18 protein-coding genes are annotated in these 20,002 nt (G+C 51.8%); 15 read left to right on the forward strand and 3 right to left on the reverse strand.

The genetic code is table 11. The features are described from left to right. The first annotated feature begins 96 nt into the window (after positions 1-96). The 4 genes from typA to ACQ4N8_RS03620 all read left to right on the forward strand — a co-directional run bounded on the left by typA (position 97) and on the right by ACQ4N8_RS03620 (position 4,030). A complete protein-coding gene (gene typA, locus ACQ4N8_RS03605) occupies positions 97-1,938 on the forward strand; it encodes a translational GTPase TypA (RefSeq protein ID WP_430702958.1) in 1,842 nt (613 codons plus the stop codon). A 36-nt stretch (positions 1,939-1,974) separates the two neighbouring features. Beyond that, positions 1,975-2,283, forward strand: a complete 309-nt coding sequence (locus ACQ4N8_RS03610) for a YlaH-like family protein (protein WP_430702959.1) — start codon at positions 1,975-1,977, stop codon at positions 2,281-2,283. Between the two features lie 93 nt (positions 2,284-2,376). Then, a complete protein-coding gene (locus tag ACQ4N8_RS03615; protein WP_430702960.1) occupies positions 2,377-3,468 on the forward strand; it encodes an LCP family protein in 1,092 nt (363 codons plus the stop codon). A 109-nt stretch (positions 3,469-3,577) separates the two neighbouring features. Further along, positions 3,578-4,030, forward strand: coding sequence for a pyridoxamine 5'-phosphate oxidase family protein (locus ACQ4N8_RS03620; RefSeq protein WP_430702961.1), 453 nt, complete (start codon positions 3,578-3,580; stop codon positions 4,028-4,030). A gap of 40 nt (positions 4,031-4,070) precedes the next feature. On the opposite strand, the gene ACQ4N8_RS03625 is transcribed toward ACQ4N8_RS03620, so the two are convergent. Next, positions 4,071-4,646 (reverse strand): YhcN/YlaJ family sporulation lipoprotein, encoded by a 576-nt coding sequence (locus ACQ4N8_RS03625; RefSeq protein ID WP_430702962.1) that lies wholly within the window; start codon positions 4,644-4,646, stop codon positions 4,071-4,073. A 133-nt stretch (positions 4,647-4,779) separates the two neighbouring features. On the opposite strand from ACQ4N8_RS03625, the gene ACQ4N8_RS03630 reads away from it, so the two are divergent. Beyond that, complete coding sequence (locus ACQ4N8_RS03630) at positions 4,780-6,111, forward strand: PhoH family protein (RefSeq protein ID WP_430703175.1); 1,332 nt, start codon at positions 4,780-4,782, stop codon at positions 6,109-6,111. A gap of 822 nt (positions 6,112-6,933) precedes the next feature. Next, positions 6,934-8,202, forward strand: a complete 1,269-nt coding sequence (locus tag ACQ4N8_RS03635; RefSeq protein ID WP_430702963.1) for an extracellular solute-binding protein — start codon at positions 6,934-6,936, stop codon at positions 8,200-8,202. A gap of 9 nt (positions 8,203-8,211) precedes the next feature. On the opposite strand, the gene ACQ4N8_RS03640 is transcribed toward ACQ4N8_RS03635, so the two are convergent. Further along, entirely contained in the window at positions 8,212-9,288 is a 1,077-nt protein-coding gene (locus ACQ4N8_RS03640; RefSeq protein ID WP_430702964.1) for a coiled-coil domain-containing protein, read from the reverse strand. A gap of 127 nt (positions 9,289-9,415) precedes the next feature. Continuing rightward, positions 9,416-9,652, reverse strand: coding sequence for a DUF2626 family protein (locus ACQ4N8_RS03645; RefSeq protein WP_193416364.1), 237 nt, complete (start codon positions 9,650-9,652; stop codon positions 9,416-9,418). A gap of 345 nt (positions 9,653-9,997) precedes the next feature. On the opposite strand from ACQ4N8_RS03645, the gene ACQ4N8_RS03650 reads away from it, so the two are divergent. From ACQ4N8_RS03650 to bshC, 9 genes are all read left to right on the forward strand, one after another. Then, a complete protein-coding gene (locus ACQ4N8_RS03650; protein WP_430702965.1) occupies positions 9,998-10,651 on the forward strand; it encodes an RsfA family transcriptional regulator in 654 nt (217 codons plus the stop codon). A gap of 137 nt (positions 10,652-10,788) precedes the next feature. Further along, complete coding sequence (locus ACQ4N8_RS03655) at positions 10,789-11,760, forward strand: ketopantoate reductase family protein (RefSeq protein WP_430702966.1); 972 nt, start codon at positions 10,789-10,791, stop codon at positions 11,758-11,760. A gap of 77 nt (positions 11,761-11,837) precedes the next feature. Further along, positions 11,838-12,221 (forward strand): DUF3397 domain-containing protein, encoded by a 384-nt coding sequence (locus tag ACQ4N8_RS03660; protein ID WP_430702967.1) that lies wholly within the window; start codon positions 11,838-11,840, stop codon positions 12,219-12,221. Between the two features lie 224 nt (positions 12,222-12,445). After that, on the forward strand, positions 12,446-14,155 hold the full coding sequence (locus ACQ4N8_RS03665) for a peptide ABC transporter substrate-binding protein (protein WP_430702968.1): 1,710 nt from the start codon (positions 12,446-12,448) through the stop codon (positions 14,153-14,155). 189 nt (positions 14,156-14,344) lie between these two features. After that, positions 14,345-15,277, forward strand: a complete 933-nt coding sequence (locus ACQ4N8_RS03670) for an ABC transporter permease (protein ID WP_430702969.1) — start codon at positions 14,345-14,347, stop codon at positions 15,275-15,277. A gap of 3 nt (positions 15,278-15,280) precedes the next feature. After that, positions 15,281-16,243, forward strand: coding sequence for an ABC transporter permease (locus tag ACQ4N8_RS03675; protein ID WP_430702970.1), 963 nt, complete (start codon positions 15,281-15,283; stop codon positions 16,241-16,243). 11 nt (positions 16,244-16,254) lie between these two features. Continuing rightward, positions 16,255-17,250 carry an ABC transporter ATP-binding protein gene (locus ACQ4N8_RS03680; RefSeq protein WP_430702971.1) on the forward strand — a complete coding sequence of 332 codons (996 nt, stop codon included), beginning with the start codon at positions 16,255-16,257 and terminating at the stop codon, positions 17,248-17,250. Continuing rightward, positions 17,247-18,188 (forward strand): ABC transporter ATP-binding protein, encoded by a 942-nt coding sequence (locus ACQ4N8_RS03685; RefSeq protein ID WP_430702972.1) that lies wholly within the window; start codon positions 17,247-17,249, stop codon positions 18,186-18,188. Before ACQ4N8_RS03680 ends, ACQ4N8_RS03685 begins: the two co-directional genes overlap by 4 nt. A gap of 168 nt (positions 18,189-18,356) precedes the next feature. After that, the gene (gene bshC, locus ACQ4N8_RS03690) at positions 18,357-19,994 is read left to right on the forward strand and encodes a bacillithiol biosynthesis cysteine-adding enzyme BshC (protein WP_430702973.1); all 1,638 of its coding nucleotides are present in this window, start codon (positions 18,357-18,359) and stop codon (positions 19,992-19,994) included. The last annotated feature ends 8 nt before the right edge of the window (positions 19,995-20,002 follow it).

Below are 20,002 nucleotides of genomic sequence, written 5' to 3' on the forward strand. Positions count from 1 at the left end.
GCAAATCGTGTTGCACTTTGCCTAGCCGAGTAATAACCGTCTGAGGTGCAAACTTTAACACTAAATATAGATATGAAAGGATTTGGAGATAAACCCATGCATGAAAGAAATCAAATTCGCAACATTGCGATCATTGCCCACGTCGACCACGGGAAAACAACGTTGGTCGACAAATTGCTGCAGCAGTCAGGTATTTTCCGGGAACACGAGGCCGTACAGGAAAGAGCCATGGACTCGAACGATTTGGAGCGGGAGCGCGGCATTACGATTTTGGCCAAAAACACCGCCATTACGTACAAGGACTTTTTGATTAACATCGTCGATACGCCGGGACACGCCGACTTTGGCGGCGAAGTGGAGCGGATCATGAAGATGGTCGATGGCGTATTGCTGGTCGTCGATGCTTACGAAGGCTGCATGCCGCAGACGAAATTCGTGTTGCGCAAAGCATTGGAGCACCATCTGACGCCGATCGTGGTCGTCAACAAAATCGACCGTCCCGCTGCGCGTCCGGCGGAAGTCATCGACGAAGTGCTGGATCTGTTCATCGAACTGGAAGCGAGCGACGATCAGCTCGAGTTCCCGGTCGTTTACGCTTCGGCCCTGAACGGTACTTCCAGCCTGGATCCCGAGAAGCAGGACGATACGATGCTGGCCTTATATGAAACGATCATCGACCATATTCCGGCACCGACGGAAAATGTCGAGGAGCCGCTGCAATTCCTCGTTACCCTGATGGATTATAACGAATATTTGGGCCGGATCGCGATCGGTCGCGTCAACCGCGGCGTAATTCGCCAAGGTCAGCCGGTTACGGTCATGACGCGCGACGGAGGCAAAAAGTCGGCCCGGATCGAGAAGTTGTTCGGTTTCCAAGGCTTGCGCCGGGTAGAAACCGACGAAGCCGGAGCCGGAGACATCGTGGCCATCGCCGGCATCAAAGATATCAACATCGGCGAAACGATTGCCGATCCGAACCAGCCGGAAGCATTGCCTGTCCTGAAAATCGACGAGCCTACGCTGCAAATGACATTTCTCGTCAATAATAGTCCGTTTGCCGGCCGCGAAGGCAAATGGGTGACTTCCCGCAAACTGCGCGAGCGTTTGTTCAAAGAACTTGAGACCGACGTTTCCTTGCGCGTCGATGAAACGGACAGCCCGGACGCATTTATCGTCTCCGGACGCGGCGAGCTTCACCTCGGGATTTTGATCGAGAACATGCGCCGGGAAGGCTACGAGCTGCAAGTCTCCAAACCGGAGGTTATCGTTCGGGAAATCGACGGGGCCAAAATGGAACCGGTCGAACGCCTGCTGATCGACGTGCCGGAGGAAAGCATGGGCGCGGTTATGGAGAGCCTGGGCTCCCGCAAGGCGGAGATGGTCAACATGATCAACAGCGGCAACGGCCAGGTTCGCCTGGAGTTCCTGATTCCTGCTCGCGGCTTGATCGGATATCGGACGCATTTTCTGACTTTGACGCGCGGTTACGGGATCATGAACCATGCCTTCGACAGCTACGGTCCACTCATTGGCGGCCAAGTCGGCGGACGCCATGAAGGGGTGCTGGTATCGAGCGAAAACGGCGTATCCACGCTGTACGGCATTTTGTCGATCGAGGATCGCGGCATTTTGTTCGTGGAGCCGGGTACGGAGATTTACGAAGGCATGATCGTCGGCGAGCATACGCGCGATAACGATATCGTGGTGAACATCTGCAAAGAGAAACAACTCACCAACGTTCGTTCCGCGACGAAGGACGAAACGGTGAAGATGAAGACGCCGCGCCTGTTCTCGCTGGAGCAAGCTCTTGAATATTTGAATGACGACGAATATTGCGAAATTACGCCGAAGTCGGTCCGCCTGCGCAAGAAAATCCTGAACAAAAGCGAGCGTGAACGGGCCGAAAAGCATCGCAAAATGTCGGAAGCCAATTTATAATAAAGTTAATGTGGCCATTTGAAGGAGGGTACTGTCATGCAAGCCTGGTTTGCGCAACATCCGATGATTTCCTATTTGCTGATTTTGGCGCTGGTGATCTTTGTGTACAACAAAGTATTCCGTGCGCAGCAAAAACTTCCGCTATTTAAAGAAATCATCCTGTACCTTCTCATGGCGATCGGTTCTTTCCTTCTGCTGATTTTTCAAATCGATAAATTGCCGATTATCCAATGCCTACTGGTTGCCGTCGTCCTGATGCTGATGGTGCGGATCCGTTATTTTGTCGAGGGGCGCCGGAATAAGAAAAACGGGGCGGATTCCGCCTCCGGCGACAAAACGGCATAAATACAGCCGACCGTGGGCCGGTAACTTTTCCGCTCCAAACATCGTCTTTATAGATGCGACATAATTTTTTGAAGAAATAGGGTGTTTGTTTTCATGAGTTCTAACCGCAGCGGTTTGCCTCCTAGAGGGCAGAGTCAGAAAGCATCGTCCAATAAAGGCCAGGCTAGAAAAAGAAAGAAATCCGGCGGCTTTAAGCGATTTTTGAAGGTTCTGCTGACGCTCATGATCATTGGGGTGATCGGCGTCGGCCTTTATGCAGGATATCTGTTTTACACCGCAGATCGGGTAATCGACGCCACCGGTACTTCGGATACGGTAGCGCCGGGGCAATCCGCCAAGGTCAAACCGATCACGATGCTTCTGCTCGGGACGGATTACCGCCCGGAAACCGGCACGCATCTCAGCGACGTCATGATGGTCATCGCGATGAATCCGGAGACGAAGTCGGCGACCGTCGTGTCGCTGCCGCGAGATACGAAGCTTGAACTGGATGGATACAGGACGAACAAAATCAATGCGTTTTATCCTAATTTTTTGGCTGCCGAGAAGAAATCGGGCATTCCGGCCGAGCAGGAAATGAAAACGATGATGAGCAAGTTTTTCGATATCGGCATCGACTACGTGACGGTGCTGAATTTCCAGGGCTTCCGCGACGTGGTTGACGCTCTGGGCGGCGTGAACGTCAATGTCGATGCGGATATGTGTTATCGGGATACCGCCGACGGCACCGACATCAACTTGCAGGAAGGCGCACAGCACTTGAACGGCGAAGATGCGCTAGGTTATGTACGTTACCGTAAATCGAACTGCAGCCCGAGAACGAAGGGTTCGGACGATTTCGACCGCAATCGCCGGCAAAACGAGGTGCTTCATGCTTTGATCGACCAGGCCAAGTCGCTAAACGGCGTGATGGGTGCAGGCAAAGTGATCGAATCGGTCGGCAAGAACATGGAAACCGATCTGGAATCCCAGCAAATGAAAAACATGATTCAAGCCTATTGGAGCATTTCCAAGGAAAACGTCGATTTCATGCCGGTGACCGGCGATTGGGAAAGTCCGTACGTTTACCTGCACGAGGATGAGCTGGAAGCATCCAAACAGGCTCTAAAGGATGAGCTTGCCGGAACCAAGCAGCCGGCGCAGCAGGAGAATGCCGGCGAAGCGGAAAACACGGCAGGCAACTGACGATTGAATGCAAGTTTTGACCCATGCTATAATACAATTAACTTACAGGATAGCTGAAGTGTCTTAAGTTCAATCCCATGAATGGCTGTGTACAGGAGGGCTGGTCGTTATGTCCGAGGTCGTTACCCAATTGTCCGATTCGCTTTATGCTGTTTTCCAGTCCGAAACGTTTGTATTGCTGAACACGGTGGATGAGGAATCCGGAGGTCCTACCTCAAGCGCGATCTCCTGGGTTTATGCCGTGGACCACGCCAAGCTGCGGCTGGCCTTGGATCATCGATCCAGGCTGGTAGGCAATATGAAGGCCAACCCCAGGGTAACGGTAACGGTATTTGGCAAAGAAACGATTTATGCGATCAATGGCCGGGCAACGGTCGTGCAGGATCCGTTGGATGGAGTGCCGTTTAACATGTGCTGCTTCGACATCCGTATCGATGCGGTGCGCAATGCGCTCTTCTACGGCGCGCAACTGTTGTCCGCTCCGCAATATGCGAAAGTGTATGACCAGCGTGCTGCGGACATGCTGGATAGTCAAGTTTTTGCCGCAATGAAAAAAGCCTAGCGAGATTCTCGCTGGGCTTTTTTCCATACCGGGACAAACCTTAGCGTACGTTTTGCCGGTTTGAACCGCCTGGGGCGATTTGCATTTGCTTCGGGTTGGCGTTCCCCTGCGGACGCGTATCGTTAGGCATTTGCGGAACGATACGCCCGATGATATCGGCCAGTTCGGTGGCCAATCCGGCAACGGGGCGGCCCTCCCGGATCTTCTTGCCGATTTCGGCGATTCGCTGGTTCAGGTCGATATCGGCGGTAACGATCGCGCCGGCCCCATGCGGATCTTTACGAAGTGCTTCAGCTACTGTATATTTGATGCTTCCCACACGGGCACGCTCAAGACGGCTGTCGACGTCGATGCCAACGATCGCGGTTTTGCCCATGACAACGCAATGCGCACCTTTCACACCAGGTACCTTTTTGACAAGCTCTTCTAAATAAACCTGTCTGTCCCGATCTTGCATGTTCCCGGTATCGGCCAAACCGTTGGCGTAAGGATCCACGCTTTGCGTCCGAGGAACGTTCTCCGTTTGATTTCGTGGAGAGGGTGATGCCTTTTCAGAACCAGTTCCGCAGCTCGTAAGCAGGGAAGCCGTTACTAACAAACACAGCCAAATTCGCATGTTCGATCCGTCCTTTCGGAAATGATCTCTAATTGTGCCGAGAGTTCTGATATCGCTGTTTAGATTTCCCTAGGCGGAAAAAAATATGTACGAATCTAGAGAGGCTGCAATGACCGCGGTGGAGGGGATAATGGTGAAGAAAATCTTTGTATTGGATACCAACGTACTGTTGCATGATCCGGGTTCGATTTTTGCCTTTGATGAGCATGATGTGGTCATTCCGGCGGTCGTGCTGGAGGAAATCGACACCAAAAAACGCAATGCGGACGAGATTGGCCGAAATGCCCGGGGCGTTTCGCGTTTGCTCGACGGGTTGCGCGAAACCGGGCATTTGCATGATGGGGTCCCGCTCGATGGCGGGGGAAGGATCAAGGTGGAATTAAACCATCGCAGCTTCGTCAAGGTTCAGGAAATGTTCGGCGAAGTAACGAACGATAACCGGATTTTGGCGGTGGCCCTAAATTATCACCTGGAAGAACAGGGGCAGCCCTCGCCGCGTCCGGTCGTCCTGGTCAGCAAGGACGTGCTGGTACGGATCAAAGCCGACGTGTTGGGTTTGACCGCCGAAGATTATTTATCCGATCGAACGGTCGGGCCAAGCGATTTGTACGGAGGTTACTCTACCATCAAGGTTCATCCGTCGGTGATCGACGAATTCTACACGTACCGTACTTTGCCGATTAAACCGCTAGGGTTAAACTATTCCCTTTACCCTCATGAGTTTGTTATTTTGAAAGACGAAATGGGCAGCGGCAAATCCGCATTGCTCAAAGTCAACGATGATGCGAGCCGCATGGAGCCGCTCTATTTGAGCAATGAGCCGGTGTGGGGAATCAGCGCCCGGAATGCCCAACAGCGCATGGCGCTCGAGCTGCTGCTGAACGACGACATTCCGCTGGTGACCATCACCGGCAAGGCGGGAACCGGGAAAACGCTGCTGGCGTTAGCCGCCGGCTTGCTCAAGGTAGAGGATGAACATAAATACAAGAAGCTGCTGATCGCGCGCCCCGTCGTTCCGATGGGGAAGGATATCGGGTATTTGCCCGGGGAGAAGGACGAGAAGCTTCGTCCCTGGATGCAGCCGATTTACGATAACTTGGAGTTCCTGTTCGATACGAAAAAATCCGGCGATATCGATAAAATCCTGATGGGCTTAGGCAGCATTCAGGTGGAGGCTCTCACCTACATCCGCGGCCGCTCCATTCCCGGACAATTCATCATCGTGGATGAAGCGCAAAACCTGTCGCGCCACGAGGTGAAAACGATCGTATCGCGGGTCGGAGAAGGGAGTAAAATCATTCTGATGGGCGATCCGGAGCAAATCGACCATCCTTACCTGGATTTCTCCAGCAATGGGCTGACCTGTCTGGTCGAACGCTTCCGCGACCAAGGCATTAGCGGGCATATTACGCTGGAGAAAGGAGAGCGCTCGAAGCTGGCTCAGCTGGCGGCGGATTTATTGTAAAAAAGGGTGTAGCTCAAGCAAGTGAAGCAAATATGCAGCCGAATCAACGGAAGCGAGTAACGACCTCGGGCCGCTGTTGTCCGCCGCTTGTCAGAATGATTAGACGGAGGGATGACAAGCGGCTCCCAAAGGCGGGCGTAAACTCCCGCCGGTTCGTCACTCGCTTTCCTGCAGTAAGAAAAGACCAAAAGCTGAATGCTCCCTCTTCAACCGCGAGCAGAGATATAGAAGCAGCCCGGCAAATCTGTGGAACACGATTCGCCGGGCTGTTTATGTTTTTTAGTCGAGTCAACGGACGCAAGTAACGACCTCGGGCCGCTGTTGTCCGCCGCTTGTCCAAGGATGAGATGGAAGGATGACAAGCAGCGGCTCCCAAAGGCGGACGTAAACTCCCTCCGGTTCGTTACTCGCTTTCCTGCAGCAATAAAGACCGAAAAGCTAAAGGCTCGCTCTTCAACCGCGAGCAGAGATATAGAAGCAGCCCGGGCTGCTGAAGCCGGAATAAGTGTTAGAGAAGTTGAATAATAAGAGCAAAAAAAGGCCAGAGGGTGAAATGATTCTGAAGAAACGACAGTGGTCGCCTTTGCGAGCGGATTTCTACTACTTTTGAATTTAGTTCAATCCAAGAAATCCGCGAACAACAGCGATGGTAAGAACATTTCACACGGGGGCTCTTATTGACACTATTGTTCAACTTGCTGGCTTGATGCAGCCGGTTATAACATTTTTTTCGGGACAACACTAGCCGGGATTTGCTACAATACGGAGTATCGGATTGTTTTTAGACTTGTACTCCTAAACATGCGGAGAGGAAGAACAGGCGTGAAGCGAAAAAACCATTGGGTGCTTTTTGCCCTCCTTCTGCTCGCTTTGATCAATCTGTCGCCGAGTGAGGAAACGGCATGGGTCCGTTCCGAGGACCGTGGCGAAACCCAACCCATAACGCCGCCGGAGCAAGAGATCTTGCAGGAATCGGGGCATATTCGGGTAGCGGTCCAAATGGACGAGTCCGACTTTCGCCGGTTGGAGGAATTGAATCGGCAATTTATGGACCATCACCTGGTTGAGGTCGATTTGACGAACGTATCGCCGGAGGAGACGTTTGCCTCCTATCAGCGTCAGTTGTTGAAACTGGGAGAATCGCCCGACGTCCTCTTGCTTGATAACGTCTGGGTTCGGCGTTTTGCGGCGGACGGTTATCTGCGGCCGACGGAAGGCTATTATTCCGCCTCTTTGTCCGGGGAAGTGTTAAGTGCTTCCCTGATCCCGAATGAATGGAACGGTTATGTATGGGGAGTCCCCGTCGATGTGGATCCCTATGTATTCGTATATGATACGGCCAAGCTCAAGCAACTGGGGCTTAACCATCCGCCGTTATCGGCGGACGAGTGGGGCGTTTTGTTATCCGCTTACAAAAAACAGCGCTTAACGCCTTACATCGTGGGAATGGATTTCGGCGATCCGTATGCAGCTCTTACGTTGCTTTGGCAGTTGGGGGGAGGGATGAAAACGGGGGGGACCGAATCTCCGTTCAAGGCGACCGCTGAGATGCAACCATCGATGCAGCAGATGGAGCTAATGCGGCCATGGCTGCTCGATATGAGCAAACCCGGCGCGGCGGAAGACGATCCTTGGAGCAAGCTTTATCGCGGTGAGCTTGCGTTTATTCTTACGACGGCCTCCGAACTGAAGCACCCCCACCCCCGTGCGGGCGTCTGGATGCCGGAAATGAAACCGAACCTGGCAACGGCATGGATTCGCGGGCGGAGCTACGTCGTGTCCTCCCAATCGGAAAACGCCGAGGCAGCGGGACGATGGATTACCGCCATGACCTCGGCCATAAACCAGCCCCGATGGTACGAGGCAACCGGGTTCCTGCCTGTGCTGAAGACGGTTTATTATGAAGCCGCCAAAAACGATTTGCCTGCATGGGTACCGGCCGCTTTGCCGGCTGGATCGGGAGGGGCTTTGCCGGCCAGTCCTGATTTGCCTGAGCAAATGGTGAAATTAGCCCAAACGACGGCCAATTATTTGAACGGAGCCATCAGTGCCAAGCAATATCGCGCTTCGATGGCGGAAATTGGCCAATGACTCTAAATCTTATAGCGTCAATTTCAGCTTGACGCTAAGGGTTCCCTCGGAGATGACCGCTTCGGTTGCCTCGACGAAGGGAACTATTTTTTTGGGGTAAAAGCCCAGGTCAAAGTCTTGCTCCAGCTCCGCCCGCGTTGTGTCGGGAAGCGCCAAGCCGTTGAATAATAAGCGATCGACATGGAAGGTGATCGAATTCGGCTCTTGCTCGACCGTGTAATGTCCCTCCACTTCGAGCTCCAGGCCCTCTCTTTTGCCGTGGACGACGATTTTTTCCTCCTCGAAACGAAAGCTCATATCCTGTAGCAGTTCATCCTTGCCGTGAAGGAAGTCATTTAAATCGGCTTCGCGGACGACCAGGCGGTAGCCTCCTTTTTCAGTGACGAGGCTATCCTTGTGATCCGTCAAAAAGTCGGGAAATTCAGACATCGCGGAAGCGAGTGCGCGGAAATATTTCCGCAGCTCATAAAGCCCGACATTTTCCCAATAAGCGTTGAGCTCTTCAATCAGCTTTTTCAGCTTCTCGGGGTCGGCGCTCAGTCCCAGCGATTCATCAACATTTTGCTGCAAAACGGCGACGCGGCTGCGCTGCAACTGCAGGTTTTCTTTCATGCGGGCCAGCTCCGAAGCCGTGGAGCCCAGCTGCTTTTTGGTGCTTGTCAGCCCGGCATATTCGGTTTTGTATTTGTTCAGTACGCTGCGATCCCGGTCGAGAATCAACTGATAATAATCGAGCACGGTAAAAAAATCCTTCAAGCTGTTCACGGAGAGCAGCGCTCCGAGCAGGTTTTCCCGCTCCCCCATATAATAAGCGCGCAGTCTTGCGCCGGCTTGCTCCCGGCTGACTCGAATCTGCTCGTTTTTGTCGGCAAGCTGTTCCTGGAGCTGAAGCAAGGCGGATTCCGTGTCCCGCTGGCGTGACTCGATCCGTTCGATTTCCCGGTCGATTTCCTTGATCGACAAGCTTTGCTCCAAAACTTGTTGTTCTTCCGTCGAGAACGGCGCGGCGGCAGACGCCGGCGGGGAGACCGAATAACCGGCAGCCAACAGCAGCGATAACCATAAGGATATGAAGCGTATCTTCAAAAGCAATCCTCTCCCGTAAATAGTTGTACTATATATATGATAACAGGTTCGGAAATAGCAGGTCTCACGAAAAAAGGCGTTCGGCCAAGAGCCGAAACGCCTTTTGAAACGCTTATGAATGTTTGGATTAAAGGGGCAGACCCATTTTAAAGATCGTCCAGTAGCTGAAGCCCGTAAACGCAACGATCATGTATCCCCAAAATAGCAGGATATAAGTTCTTTCCGTAAATTTCAGATACCCGAAAAGAACGAAAAAGGCGGTTTGCAGAAAGAACAGCAGCGCCATTTCTGTCATGTCACCCGCAAAGGCCATGAGTCCTATGGCAAGGGTAAAAAAACCAAGGACGCGGAACATGCGTGCCACGCGTGAATCCCCCTTTCTTATGTATCGAAGGCATCCCATTTCTTTCCCCATTATACCCGTTAGCCCGAAAAGTGTAAACGAAAAGTCAAGAATAATCAGGGTGTATGGATGGAAATGTGATTTATTTAATGGTATTGTGCTCCTTTGAATGCATCTTCTATCCATTTGCGTTTGTGTCATGTATGGGAAACCCTGATTTTGGAAATACATTTTAGTATCAAATAGATTCTATGAACTCTATGAGAGGCATAGAAATGGAGTAAGAAGCATTTTACCCATACGCCTGCCGGAGACCGCCGGTTGGAAGACGGTTAGACTAGGATGTCGTTAGGAGGTTTTTATAGCATGACAGCGGTGAGACAAGATGCATGGAGCGCGGAAGATGATTTGATTTTGGCCGAGGTGACCCTTCGGCATATTCGGGAAGGCAGCACCCAGTTGACGGCTTTTGAGGAAGTGGGGGAACGCATCGGCAGAACGGCGGCCGCCTGCGGTTTCCGCTGGAATAGCTGCGTCCGCAAAAAATATGAAGCGGCCATTAGCATCGCCAAAGCACAGAGACAGAAACGGAATTATATGAAAAAACAAACGCCGCTTTCCGCGGGTTCGGGAATCGCTTCTTTGGCTTCCGTGGAAATGGATGACGGAGGTTATCGGAGCGACGGCGTCACGGAAGAAACGATTTCGATCGATGCGGTCATCCGTTTCTTGCGCGGATGGAAGAATACGGTACAGGACACCAACCGGCACGTGAAATCTCTGGAAAAGGAACTGAGGGAGAAGGATGAGAAAATCGCCGAGCTCCGGGAAGAAAATGAACGGCTCTCGGCTCAAGTGAACGAAGTGCAGACCGATTACCGGGTCGTGAATGACGACTATAAGGCGTTGATTCAAATTATGGACCGGGCTCGGCGATTGGCGTTCTTGAACGAAGAGGACGAGGAAAGCAAATCGAGGTTTAAAATGGATGCGAACGGAAATTTGGAACGAATCGAGTGAAGAGGGGCAAATCGCAAAGATCCCGCCGAAGAGGCGGGATTTTTTGTGTTTTGGTGGGAGGGTTTGGTATAAAAGATAGTAGGAAACGTTTGAAAAACTCAAGCTATAACAGATGAGACGGGAAGGAAGTCAGGACGATGAACATAGAGATCATCGGGGCGGGGGCGCTGGGTCTATTGTTTGGCGGCAAATTGGCGGCAGCGGGGGAACGCGTGCGGTTTTGGACCCGAACTCCCGAGCAAGCAGCGCTGCTGAAAACACAGGGGATCTCGCTTACCGAAGCGGATGGGCGTTCGCGGTTCATTGAGGGAATTTGCTTCGATACTGCTTATATGGAAGAAAATGGGGAGCTAGAGCGAAAATCGGAGGCCGAATGGCTGCTCATAACAACCAAGCAAAGGCACATTGACGATAACTTGCTGTCCTTTCTTCGCGGACTGGCGGGTCGGCAAACCAAGGCGGTTTGCTTTCAGAACGGAGTAGGACATCTTAATCGAGTTCAGCAGGCGTTACCCGAACGGCTGGTGTTTGCCGCCATTACGACCGAGGGAGCCAAACGGACGGACGGACGAAGCGTGATCCATGCAGGTTTCGGCGAGACAAATATTGGCATCTATTGGAATCGCAATCAAAGCGGGAAGGTCGTACAGGAAACCGAAACCGAAGCGAGCCGCCTAACGGGAGAAAGTTTGGTAAAAATGCTCGGGACGGCAGGATTTGCCGCCTTTTTGTCGAAAGACATCGATAGGGAAATCTATAGGAAACTGCTGATCAACGCAGTCATCAATCCGCTCACAGCATTGTGGCGGGTAGATAACGGGCAATTGCTTGAGAATGCGGAGCGGAAAGCTTTGCTTCGGCAGTTGTGCGATGAAGGAATAAGCATCTACCGTGCCCACGGCATTCCCTGCGACGAGGATATGTATGATCAAATCGTCGCGATTTGCCGGGCGACGTCCACCAATGTCTCCTCCATGCTGAAAGACGTGCAGCAGGGAACCCCCACGGAAATCGACTTTATCAATGGCCGGTTGGTTGAAATGGCAAGCGCCAAAGGGCTTTCGGCTCCAGGCCATGAGCTGGTGTGGCGGTTGGTCCGCGCGTTATAACCTGACATGCATATAAAAATATAGTTACTTACTTTGAAAGTAAGTTTTTTGTTTACATTATATAAGGAGGTGGGGCTTTGGGCGCTTTGGTCTCTTCCTTTATCGTGTTGGCCATGGTTCCGGTGATTCCGTTTTTGCTCGTCTATTTTATCCATTTTGCCGTCAGGCAGGATAAAAAAGCCGCCCTTAAGCTGGCGATGGACGTCACGACGCTGTTCCTGATCTTATCGGTATCCGCGTTATTCAATAACGTCTTTCATTCAACTTTCGGCGTTTACTTGATTCTGATTGTTCTGCTGATCGCGGGCGGCCTGATCGGCGGTGCCCAGACCCGCTTGAAAGGGAGGGTGGACCCCAGGAGATTGCTTCGGGCGGTTTGGCGGCTGGCCTTTGCCGGAACGGTGCTGGCCTACATCCTGTTGTTTTTAATCAGCTTTATTACATATATTTCGGCGGCTTAGCTCAAACTAGAAAAAAGCGCAAATAACGAATAAATTGGTGACATTCAAGGTTAATTGTTAAGGAAAACAAATGTCAATATGGTATGACGGACTATTTTGTTAAAGAAAATCGCTGAATTTGGCAAATCGCGCGAAAAATCTTTAAATTTATGTTGGATTTTTTTGACCGCTGGTTGTATAATCTAAAAACATATACCACAATATTTTAAGGGGGATTTTGCTAGATGAAGAAGAGTAAAAGTCTTTTGCTGCTTCTGACGCTCGTTCTTGCCGTCGGCACTCTGCTTGCCGCATGCGGATCGAACGGCGGAAACAACGGCGCTGCCAATAACGGCGCAGCGAACGGAGGCAACGCGGCTACTGACAGCGGCAACGCTAGCGATGAGAAGCTGGCTGCAGATCAAACGCTTAGAATCAACCTGAGTGCAGAGCCGCCTACTTTCGATCCGGCACAAGCACAAGATAGCCAGGCTAACACTGTTCTTAAAACGATGTATGAAGGTCTTACACGCATGGATGAATCCGGCCAAGTGATTCCTGCTGCAGCTGAAAGCTGGAAAATTGACGGTACCAAATATACCTTCACTCTACGCAAAGACGCAAAATGGAGCAACGGCGACCCGGTAACGGCGAGCGATTTCGTATTTGCATGGGAACGCGTGTTGAGCCCGAAAACGGATCCGGCCGCTCCTTACGCTTACCAATTGTACTATTTTAAAAATGCTCAAGAATATAATGAAGGAAAAGTCACTGACTTTAGCCAAGTCGGCGTAAAAGCCGTTGACGACTACACGCTCGAAGTGGATTTGGTTGCTCCAACTCCATACTTCCTGGGTCTGACTTCCTTCTATACTTTCTATCCGGTTCACCAATCCGTTAAGGATGACCCGAAATGGGCGGTTGACCAAAGCAAAATGATCGTAAACGGACCATTTACTCTGACCAACTGGGTGAAAGGGCAAACGATCGAAGTTACTAAAAACGATAGCTATTGGGATAAAGACAACATCAAGCTGAACACAATCACGATGTCCCTGGTGAACAGCAGCGCAACCGAACTGGCAAGTTACCAAAACGGCGAGCTGGATCGTGCCGGACATCCGAACGGTGAAATCCCAACCGACCAAATCCCGATCCTGAAGGATCAATTGAAAGACGAACTGCAAATCAAAGGGATTGCAAGTACTTACTACTATGAATTTAACGTAACGGCTAAACCGTTCGATAACGTCAATATCCGCAGAGCGTTCTCGATGGCTATCGATCGTCAAGCGATCGTAGACAATGTAACGCTTGGCGGACAGGTACCGGCGTTTGGCTTTGTTCCTCCGGGCATCAAAGGTCTGAACGACGAATACCGCAATGAACACAAAGACGACTACTTCACGGAGAACGTGGAAGAAGCCAAGAAATTGCTTGAACAAGGCATGCAAGAAGAAGGATACACGAAACTGCCTGAAATTACTTTGATCTACAACTCCAGTGAAGCGCATAAGAAAGTAGCTCTTGCGGTTGCTGACATGTGGAAGAAAAACCTGGGCGTGGACGTGAAATCGGAAAACCAAGAATGGGCCGTATTTATCGAGAACCGCCAAAACCTGAACTATCAAGTGGCTCGTGCCGGCTGGAGCGCCGACTATAACGATCCGATGACTTACATGGATATGTGGATGACCGGCGGCGGCAACAACGACACGGGTTTCTCGAACGCCGAATATGACCAACTGATTCAAGAAGCAAAAACTTCGGATGACATGGCAAAACGCGACGCAAACTTCGCGAAAGCCGAAGAAATCCTGATCAAGGACAACCAAGTCCTGATGCCGCTTTACTACTATACGAACGTTTCCGCTTCGAAGCCTTACCTGAAAGGCGTATCGCTTGATTTCAGCGGTGCCATCGATTATACTCGCGCTTACTTGTTGGAGCATTAATCGGTAAACCAGAATCGAATAGACATCTCGGGATATATATGTGGGTATTCCATATATATCCCGTTTTTTTTGTGTGCAGGCTTCTTCCAGGCATTTCGTCCTTATACAAATATATGGAATAGACAAAGTGGTTATTTTCACCTAAAATCGATATATGTCGAAATTTATAAGAAGGAGGTGTGAACGGGCATGGTGCGTTATATAGCCAATAAGTTTTTCTACATGTTGGTCTCGTTGTTTATTCTGATCTCAGCCACCTTTTTCCTGATGAAGGCCATTCCAGGCAGTCCCCTCACGTCGGAGAAACAGGTGCCTCCGGCGATCAAGGAGAGACTTATTGAACAGCTTGGACTCGATAAGCCCGTTTATCAGCAGTATTTGAAATATTTGGGTGACATTGCGCAAGGGGATTTGGGCATTTCCATGAAGATGATTAACCAAGACGTATCCCATATCATCAGCCAGACGTTTTCGGCGTCTTTGAAGCTGGGGCTCGTCGCGATCGTCGTGGCCGTAGTCGTCGGGGTGTTGCTTGGTATGCTGGCAGCGCTGTATCATCGCAAATTGATCGACAGCGTGGCGATGGTGATAGCGGTGCTGGGCATCGCGGTACCGAGCTTCGTGGTTGCCTCTTTGCTGCAGTATGTGTTCGCTTCCAAGCTGCATTGGCTGCCGACGATGGGCTTTAAAGGACCGATGTACTACGTGTTGCCGGTGGCGGCTTTGACCGCACAGCCGATTGCGTTTATCGCCCGTTTGACCCGATCGAGCATGCTGGAGGTTTTGCATGCCGATTACATCAAAACTGCCAAAGCCAAAGGCCTTGGCTGGATGGCGATTTTGTTCCGTCATGTTATACGGAACGGAATTATGCCGGTCATCACTTATGTGGGACCGATGACGGCCGATATCGTTACCGGCTCGGTCGTGATTGAGCAAATCTTCGGGATCGGCGGCATCGGCAAGCAGTTCGTGCAAGCGATCAGCGTCCGGGATTATCCGGTGATCATGGGGATTACGATTTTCTACGGCATTTTGTTGATGCTGGCACGTTTTATTACGGATATTGCCTACGTCTTCGTGGATCCGCGGATTAAGCTTATGAAAGGGAAGGAGGGGTAACGGATGGATACGAATCCAATCAAAATGATGCCGGTGCCGGCCGACCTGACCGCAGACGATTTCCGCAAAATCGGCACGGACGAGAAAGAAGCCGAAGTCATTCAGCGCGAAAGTATTTCCGCCTGGCGCGACGCTTGGCAGCGGTTGCGCAGCAACAAGCTGGCCATGACGGCTTTGATTATTTTGGCTCTGATCACGCTAACGGCGATCGTAGCTCCGTGGCTGATAGGCAAAATTTACGGCTACAACTACTATTCGAATGATCTGTTGAATACGAATAAAGGGCCTTCGTCCGCGCATTGGTTCGGTACGGACGATCTCGGGCGCGATATGTTCATCCGTACCTGGATGGGGGCGCGAATCTCGTTGATCGTCGGATTGGCGGCGGCATGTATCGACCTTTTTATCGGTGTCATTTACGGTGGAACTATGGGTTATTTCGGCGGCCGCGTCGATGAAATTATGAATAAGTTTTCCGAGATTTTATATGCCATTCCATACCTGCTCGTAACGATCCTGCTGCTGGTCGTGATGGAGCCAAGTTTGGGAACGATTATCCTGGCTTTGACGATTACGGGATGGATCAACATGTCGTGGATCGTCCGCGGCGAAATCATGCAGCTTAAAGGCCGCGAGTTCGTACTTGCTTCCCGCTCGATGGGTGCCGGCTCCGGACGGCTGTTGTTCCGGCACCTGCTTCCGAATGCGGTTGGACCAATCATCGTAACGGTGACGTTGTCCGTACCAAAGGCGATTTTTGCCGAAGCTTTCCTGAGCTTCCTGGGACTAGGCGTACAGGCTCCGGTCGCTTCGCTTGGTTCGATGATCAACGATGCTTTGACCGGATGGTTGTACTATCCGTGGCGTATGCTGTTCCCGGCTATTCTGATCAGCTTGATTATGCTGGCATTTAACATTTTCGGCGACGGTCTTCGCGACGCGCTTGATCCTAAACTGAAGAAATAGGAGGTGGAATGATGGAGCCGATTTTACAAGTCAAAGATTTGCATGTTTCCTTTCAAGTCAAAGGTGGAGAGATCAAAGCCGTTCGCGGCATGAACTTTGAAGTGGGGAAAGGTGAAACGGTTGCGATCGTCGGCGAATCCGGCAGCGGCAAAAGCGTTACGGCCCAAACGATCATGCGCCTGATTCCGTCCCCTCCTTCCATCATTAAGCAAGGCGAAATTATTTTCCAAGGGCAAGACATTTTGAAGAAAAGCGACAAGCAAATGGAATCGATCCGCGGTAAAGATATTGGGATGATTTTTCAGGACCCGATGACCTCCTTGAATCCTACGATTAGAGTAGGCCGGCAAATTACTGAAGTATTAATCAAACATCAGAATATGTCAGCGGGCGAAGCGAAAAAACAGGCTATCGAGATGCTTAAGCTGGTTGGCATCAAAAATGCAGAGGCCCGCTTTAACCAATATCCTCACGAATTCTCCGGAGGTATGCGGCAGCGCGTTATGATCGCGATTGCGCTGGCCTGCCGGCCATCGCTGCTGATCGCGGACGAACCGACCACGGCGCTTGATGTAACGATCCAGGCGCAAATCATGGACGTCATGAAAGAAATGCAGTCCCGTCTTGGCACTTCCATCATTTTGATCACGCATGACCTGGGCGTCGTTGCCGGCATGTGCGACCGCGTCATCGTCATGTATGCCGGAGAAGTGGTGGAGACAGGCACGAAATGGGAGATCTTCAAAAATCCGCAGCACCCGTATACCAAAGGCTTGCTGCGCTCCATGCCGCGGCTGGATCAAAAGAAAGGCGAACCGCTTATTCCTATTATCGGCACGCCGCCGGATTTGATTAAGCCGCCGCTCGGTTGTCCTTTCGCCGCACGTTGCGACCAAGCGATGAAAGTTTGCGAACGCATCGATCCGGGCGCGACCGTATTCAGCGATACGCATATGGCCCGCTGCTGGGATCTTCATCCGATGGCCAAGGAGGGACAGTCGTCATGAGTACCGGGAAAACATTGATCGAAGTCGAAGGACTCAAAAAGTATTTTCATGTTGGCGGAGGCAATGTACTAAAAGCCGTCAATGATATCAGCTTCTCGATTGCCGAAGGCGAAACGCTGGGCCTCGTTGGCGAATCCGGTTGCGGTAAATCGACGGCCGGCCGCACGATTCTTCGTTTGTATGAACCGACGGACGGCAGCGTCCGCTTTAACGGAACGGATATTAATCAGTTGTCGCCGAAGAAAATGAAGGCGATGCGCCGCGATATGCAAATGATCTTCCAGGATCCGTACGCGTCGCTGAATCCGCGTTTTACCGTTACCGATATTATCGGCGAAGCGCTGGACATCCACGGGATGGCCGGTTCGCGGGCGGAACGCAAGAAACGCGTCGAAGAGCTGCTTGATATGGTAGGTTTGAATCCGGACCATGCTACGCGGTATCCGCATGAATTTTCCGGAGGCCAACGCCAACGGATCGGGATCGCCCGCGCGCTTGCGGTCAATCCGAAGTTCATCATTTGCGACGAACCGATCTCGGCGCTGGACGTGTCCATTCAGGCTCAGGTCGTCAACCTGCTTAAGGATTTGCAGGATCGTCTCGGCCTGACTTATCTGTTCATCGCGCATGACTTGTCCATGGTTAAACATATCAGTGACCGCGTTGCGGTTATGTACCTGGGCCGGATCGTGGAACTGGCCGATAGCGAAGAGCTGTATGCCAATCCGATGCATCCTTATACCAAAACGCTCTTGTCCGCGATTCCGATTCCGGATCCGGAGATTGAAGCGAACAAAAAGCGGATTCATCTGGAGGATACCGCTAGCGGTCCGATCGGCAAAGAAGGCGCCGCTACCGGAGGTTTGTTCGATCTGGACAACTCCGAACTGGTCGAGGTGTCCAAAGGGCATTTCGTCTCCATGCCGAATAAAGGCTAATCTTATATACGCGTACTCCCGCTGCTTGTACATCGGCTGCGGGAGTTTTTTTCATGCCGGGGTTACGGAAAGTTAGATGTTCAGCAAAAGTAAGGTTATCTTTGACGGAGCAGCCGGACATCCGGTACAATCAAGGAAGGTTTGAGGAGAACAGGAGGATTCTACCTGATGAATGTGGTTCAAGAGCAGTTGCCATCCGCTGGGCCGCTGGCTGAGGTGTACGCCAATCATTTTGCTGCGGTTGAGCTGTTATATGAAAGTGACCCAACACAGGCGAATAGCTGGAGCGAACGGGCAAAGTGGCTTGATGAAACGGAAGGGAGGCGGGTCGGCCGAACCGCTTTGACGGCCCGGCTTCGCGAATACAACCGCCGGTTTAATCCGAACCCGGCCGTGTCACAGGCAATTGGCAAGCTGGAGCAGTCCGGTACCGCCGTGATCGTCGGAGGCCAGCAAAGCGGCTTGTTTACCGGACCGCTGCTCGTCATTCATAAAGCCGTTACGATCATCAAAGCGGCGAGGGAGGCTTCCGCCCGCTTGAAGCGTCCGGTTGTACCGGTGTTCTGGATTGCCGGCGAGGACCATGACTGGGACGAAGTCAATCATTCGTATTTCTTGTCGCCGGATTTGCAGGTGCGTCGGATTCGTATCCACCGCAATCCATTGGATCGACTCCCGGTCAGTTGGACACGGATTGACATGGCGGAATGGGAGAAGGCAGCGGCGGAACTGGAGCAACTGCTGCCGGACAGCGAGTTTAAAGCAGGTCTCTTGGAGATGCTGCGGCAATCGGCGGCAAATGCGGCGAACCTGTCGGAGTTTTTTGCCAAGCTAATGGGCAACTTATTCGGGAAATACGGGTTGGTGTTGTTGGATTCGGCCGATCCCGAGTTGCGCAAGCTGGAAGTTCCGGTATTCGAGTCGATCATTGCCCAAAATGATGAGCTGGAGCAAGCTTATCACGCCTCCGCGCTTGAGATGAGGGCACTTGGATATGAGCCTTCCGCAGAGGTTGCCGAAGGCGGGGCCAACTTATTTTACATAAACGGACAGGAACGTTTGCTGCTGTTTAAGCGGGATGGCCGTTTTACCGATCGGAAGGGCAAGGTGTCCTTTACGGCGGATGAGCTGGTTGTCGAGCTTCGGGAGCATCCGGAGCGTTATAGCAACAATGTGCTGACCCGTCCGCTGATGCAGGACAGCTTGCTGCCGGTGCTGGGTACAGTGCTGGGTCCCGGCGAAATCGCTTATTGGGGATTGACGCGCAAAGCGTTTCGCCAGTTGGGGTTGAGCATGCCGCTGTTGCTTCCGCGGGAGTCTTTTACCGTCGTGGAGGGGACGCTGCAAAAATATATGGAGAAATACGGTCTCTCCTGGAACGATGTGAAGAACCGCGAAGGCTTCCGCCAAAAACGCGAGGCATGGCTCGCCGCTCAGGATCGGCTTCAGGTCGATGCCCGGTTTGCGGAAATCAAAGCCGCTTTTGGGGAGTTGTATGAACCCCTGATCGGACAGCTGACGGAGATTCAAAGCGGATTGTCGAAGCTTGGGGCCGCCAATCGGGATAAAATCCTGGAGCAAATCGAATATTTGCGAGGCAAGGCCAGAGAGGCATTGGAGAAAAGCAACGAAACAGGGCTTCGCCACTTCGACCGGATCGAGCTGTCGCTATTCCCCTTGAACAAACCGCAGGAGAGGGTTTACAATATCTTTTATTATTTGAACCGGTTCGGCATGGACTGGATCGACGGTCTAATGGATATTCCTTACGCCATGACGGGACAACACCGAATTATTTATTTATAGGAGGATGT

It is taken from the genome of Paenibacillus macerans (assembly GCF_050565405.1).
GTDB lineage: Bacteria > Bacillota > Bacilli > Paenibacillales > Paenibacillaceae > Fontibacillus > Fontibacillus macerans_B.

Excerpts from the sequence above, each read along its gene's own strand:
- typA (WP_430702958.1), top strand. The coding sequence starts at position 97 with ATGCATGAAAGAAATCAAATTCGCAACATTGCGATCATTGCCCACGTC.
- ACQ4N8_RS03610 (WP_430702959.1), top strand. The coding sequence starts at position 1,975 with ATGCAAGCCTGGTTTGCGCAACATCCGATGATTTCCTATTTGCTGATT.
- ACQ4N8_RS03615 (WP_430702960.1), top strand. The coding sequence starts at position 2,377 with ATGAGTTCTAACCGCAGCGGTTTGCCTCCTAGAGGGCAGAGTCAGAAA.
- ACQ4N8_RS03620 (WP_430702961.1), top strand. The coding sequence starts at position 3,578 with ATGTCCGAGGTCGTTACCCAATTGTCCGATTCGCTTTATGCTGTTTTC.
- ACQ4N8_RS03625 (WP_430702962.1), bottom strand. The coding sequence starts at position 4,646 with ATGCGAATTTGGCTGTGTTTGTTAGTAACGGCTTCCCTGCTTACGAGC.
- ACQ4N8_RS03650 (WP_430702965.1), top strand. The coding sequence starts at position 9,998 with ATGACAGCGGTGAGACAAGATGCATGGAGCGCGGAAGATGATTTGATT.
- ACQ4N8_RS03655 (WP_430702966.1), top strand. The coding sequence starts at position 10,789 with ATGAACATAGAGATCATCGGGGCGGGGGCGCTGGGTCTATTGTTTGGC.
- ACQ4N8_RS03665 (WP_430702968.1), top strand. The coding sequence starts at position 12,446 with ATGAAGAAGAGTAAAAGTCTTTTGCTGCTTCTGACGCTCGTTCTTGCC.
- ACQ4N8_RS03670 (WP_430702969.1), top strand. The coding sequence starts at position 14,345 with ATGGTGCGTTATATAGCCAATAAGTTTTTCTACATGTTGGTCTCGTTG.
- ACQ4N8_RS03675 (WP_430702970.1), top strand. The coding sequence starts at position 15,281 with ATGGATACGAATCCAATCAAAATGATGCCGGTGCCGGCCGACCTGACC.
- ACQ4N8_RS03680 (WP_430702971.1), top strand. The coding sequence starts at position 16,255 with ATGGAGCCGATTTTACAAGTCAAAGATTTGCATGTTTCCTTTCAAGTC.
- ACQ4N8_RS03685 (WP_430702972.1), top strand. The coding sequence starts at position 17,247 with ATGAGTACCGGGAAAACATTGATCGAAGTCGAAGGACTCAAAAAGTAT.
- bshC (WP_430702973.1), top strand. The coding sequence starts at position 18,357 with ATGAATGTGGTTCAAGAGCAGTTGCCATCCGCTGGGCCGCTGGCTGAG.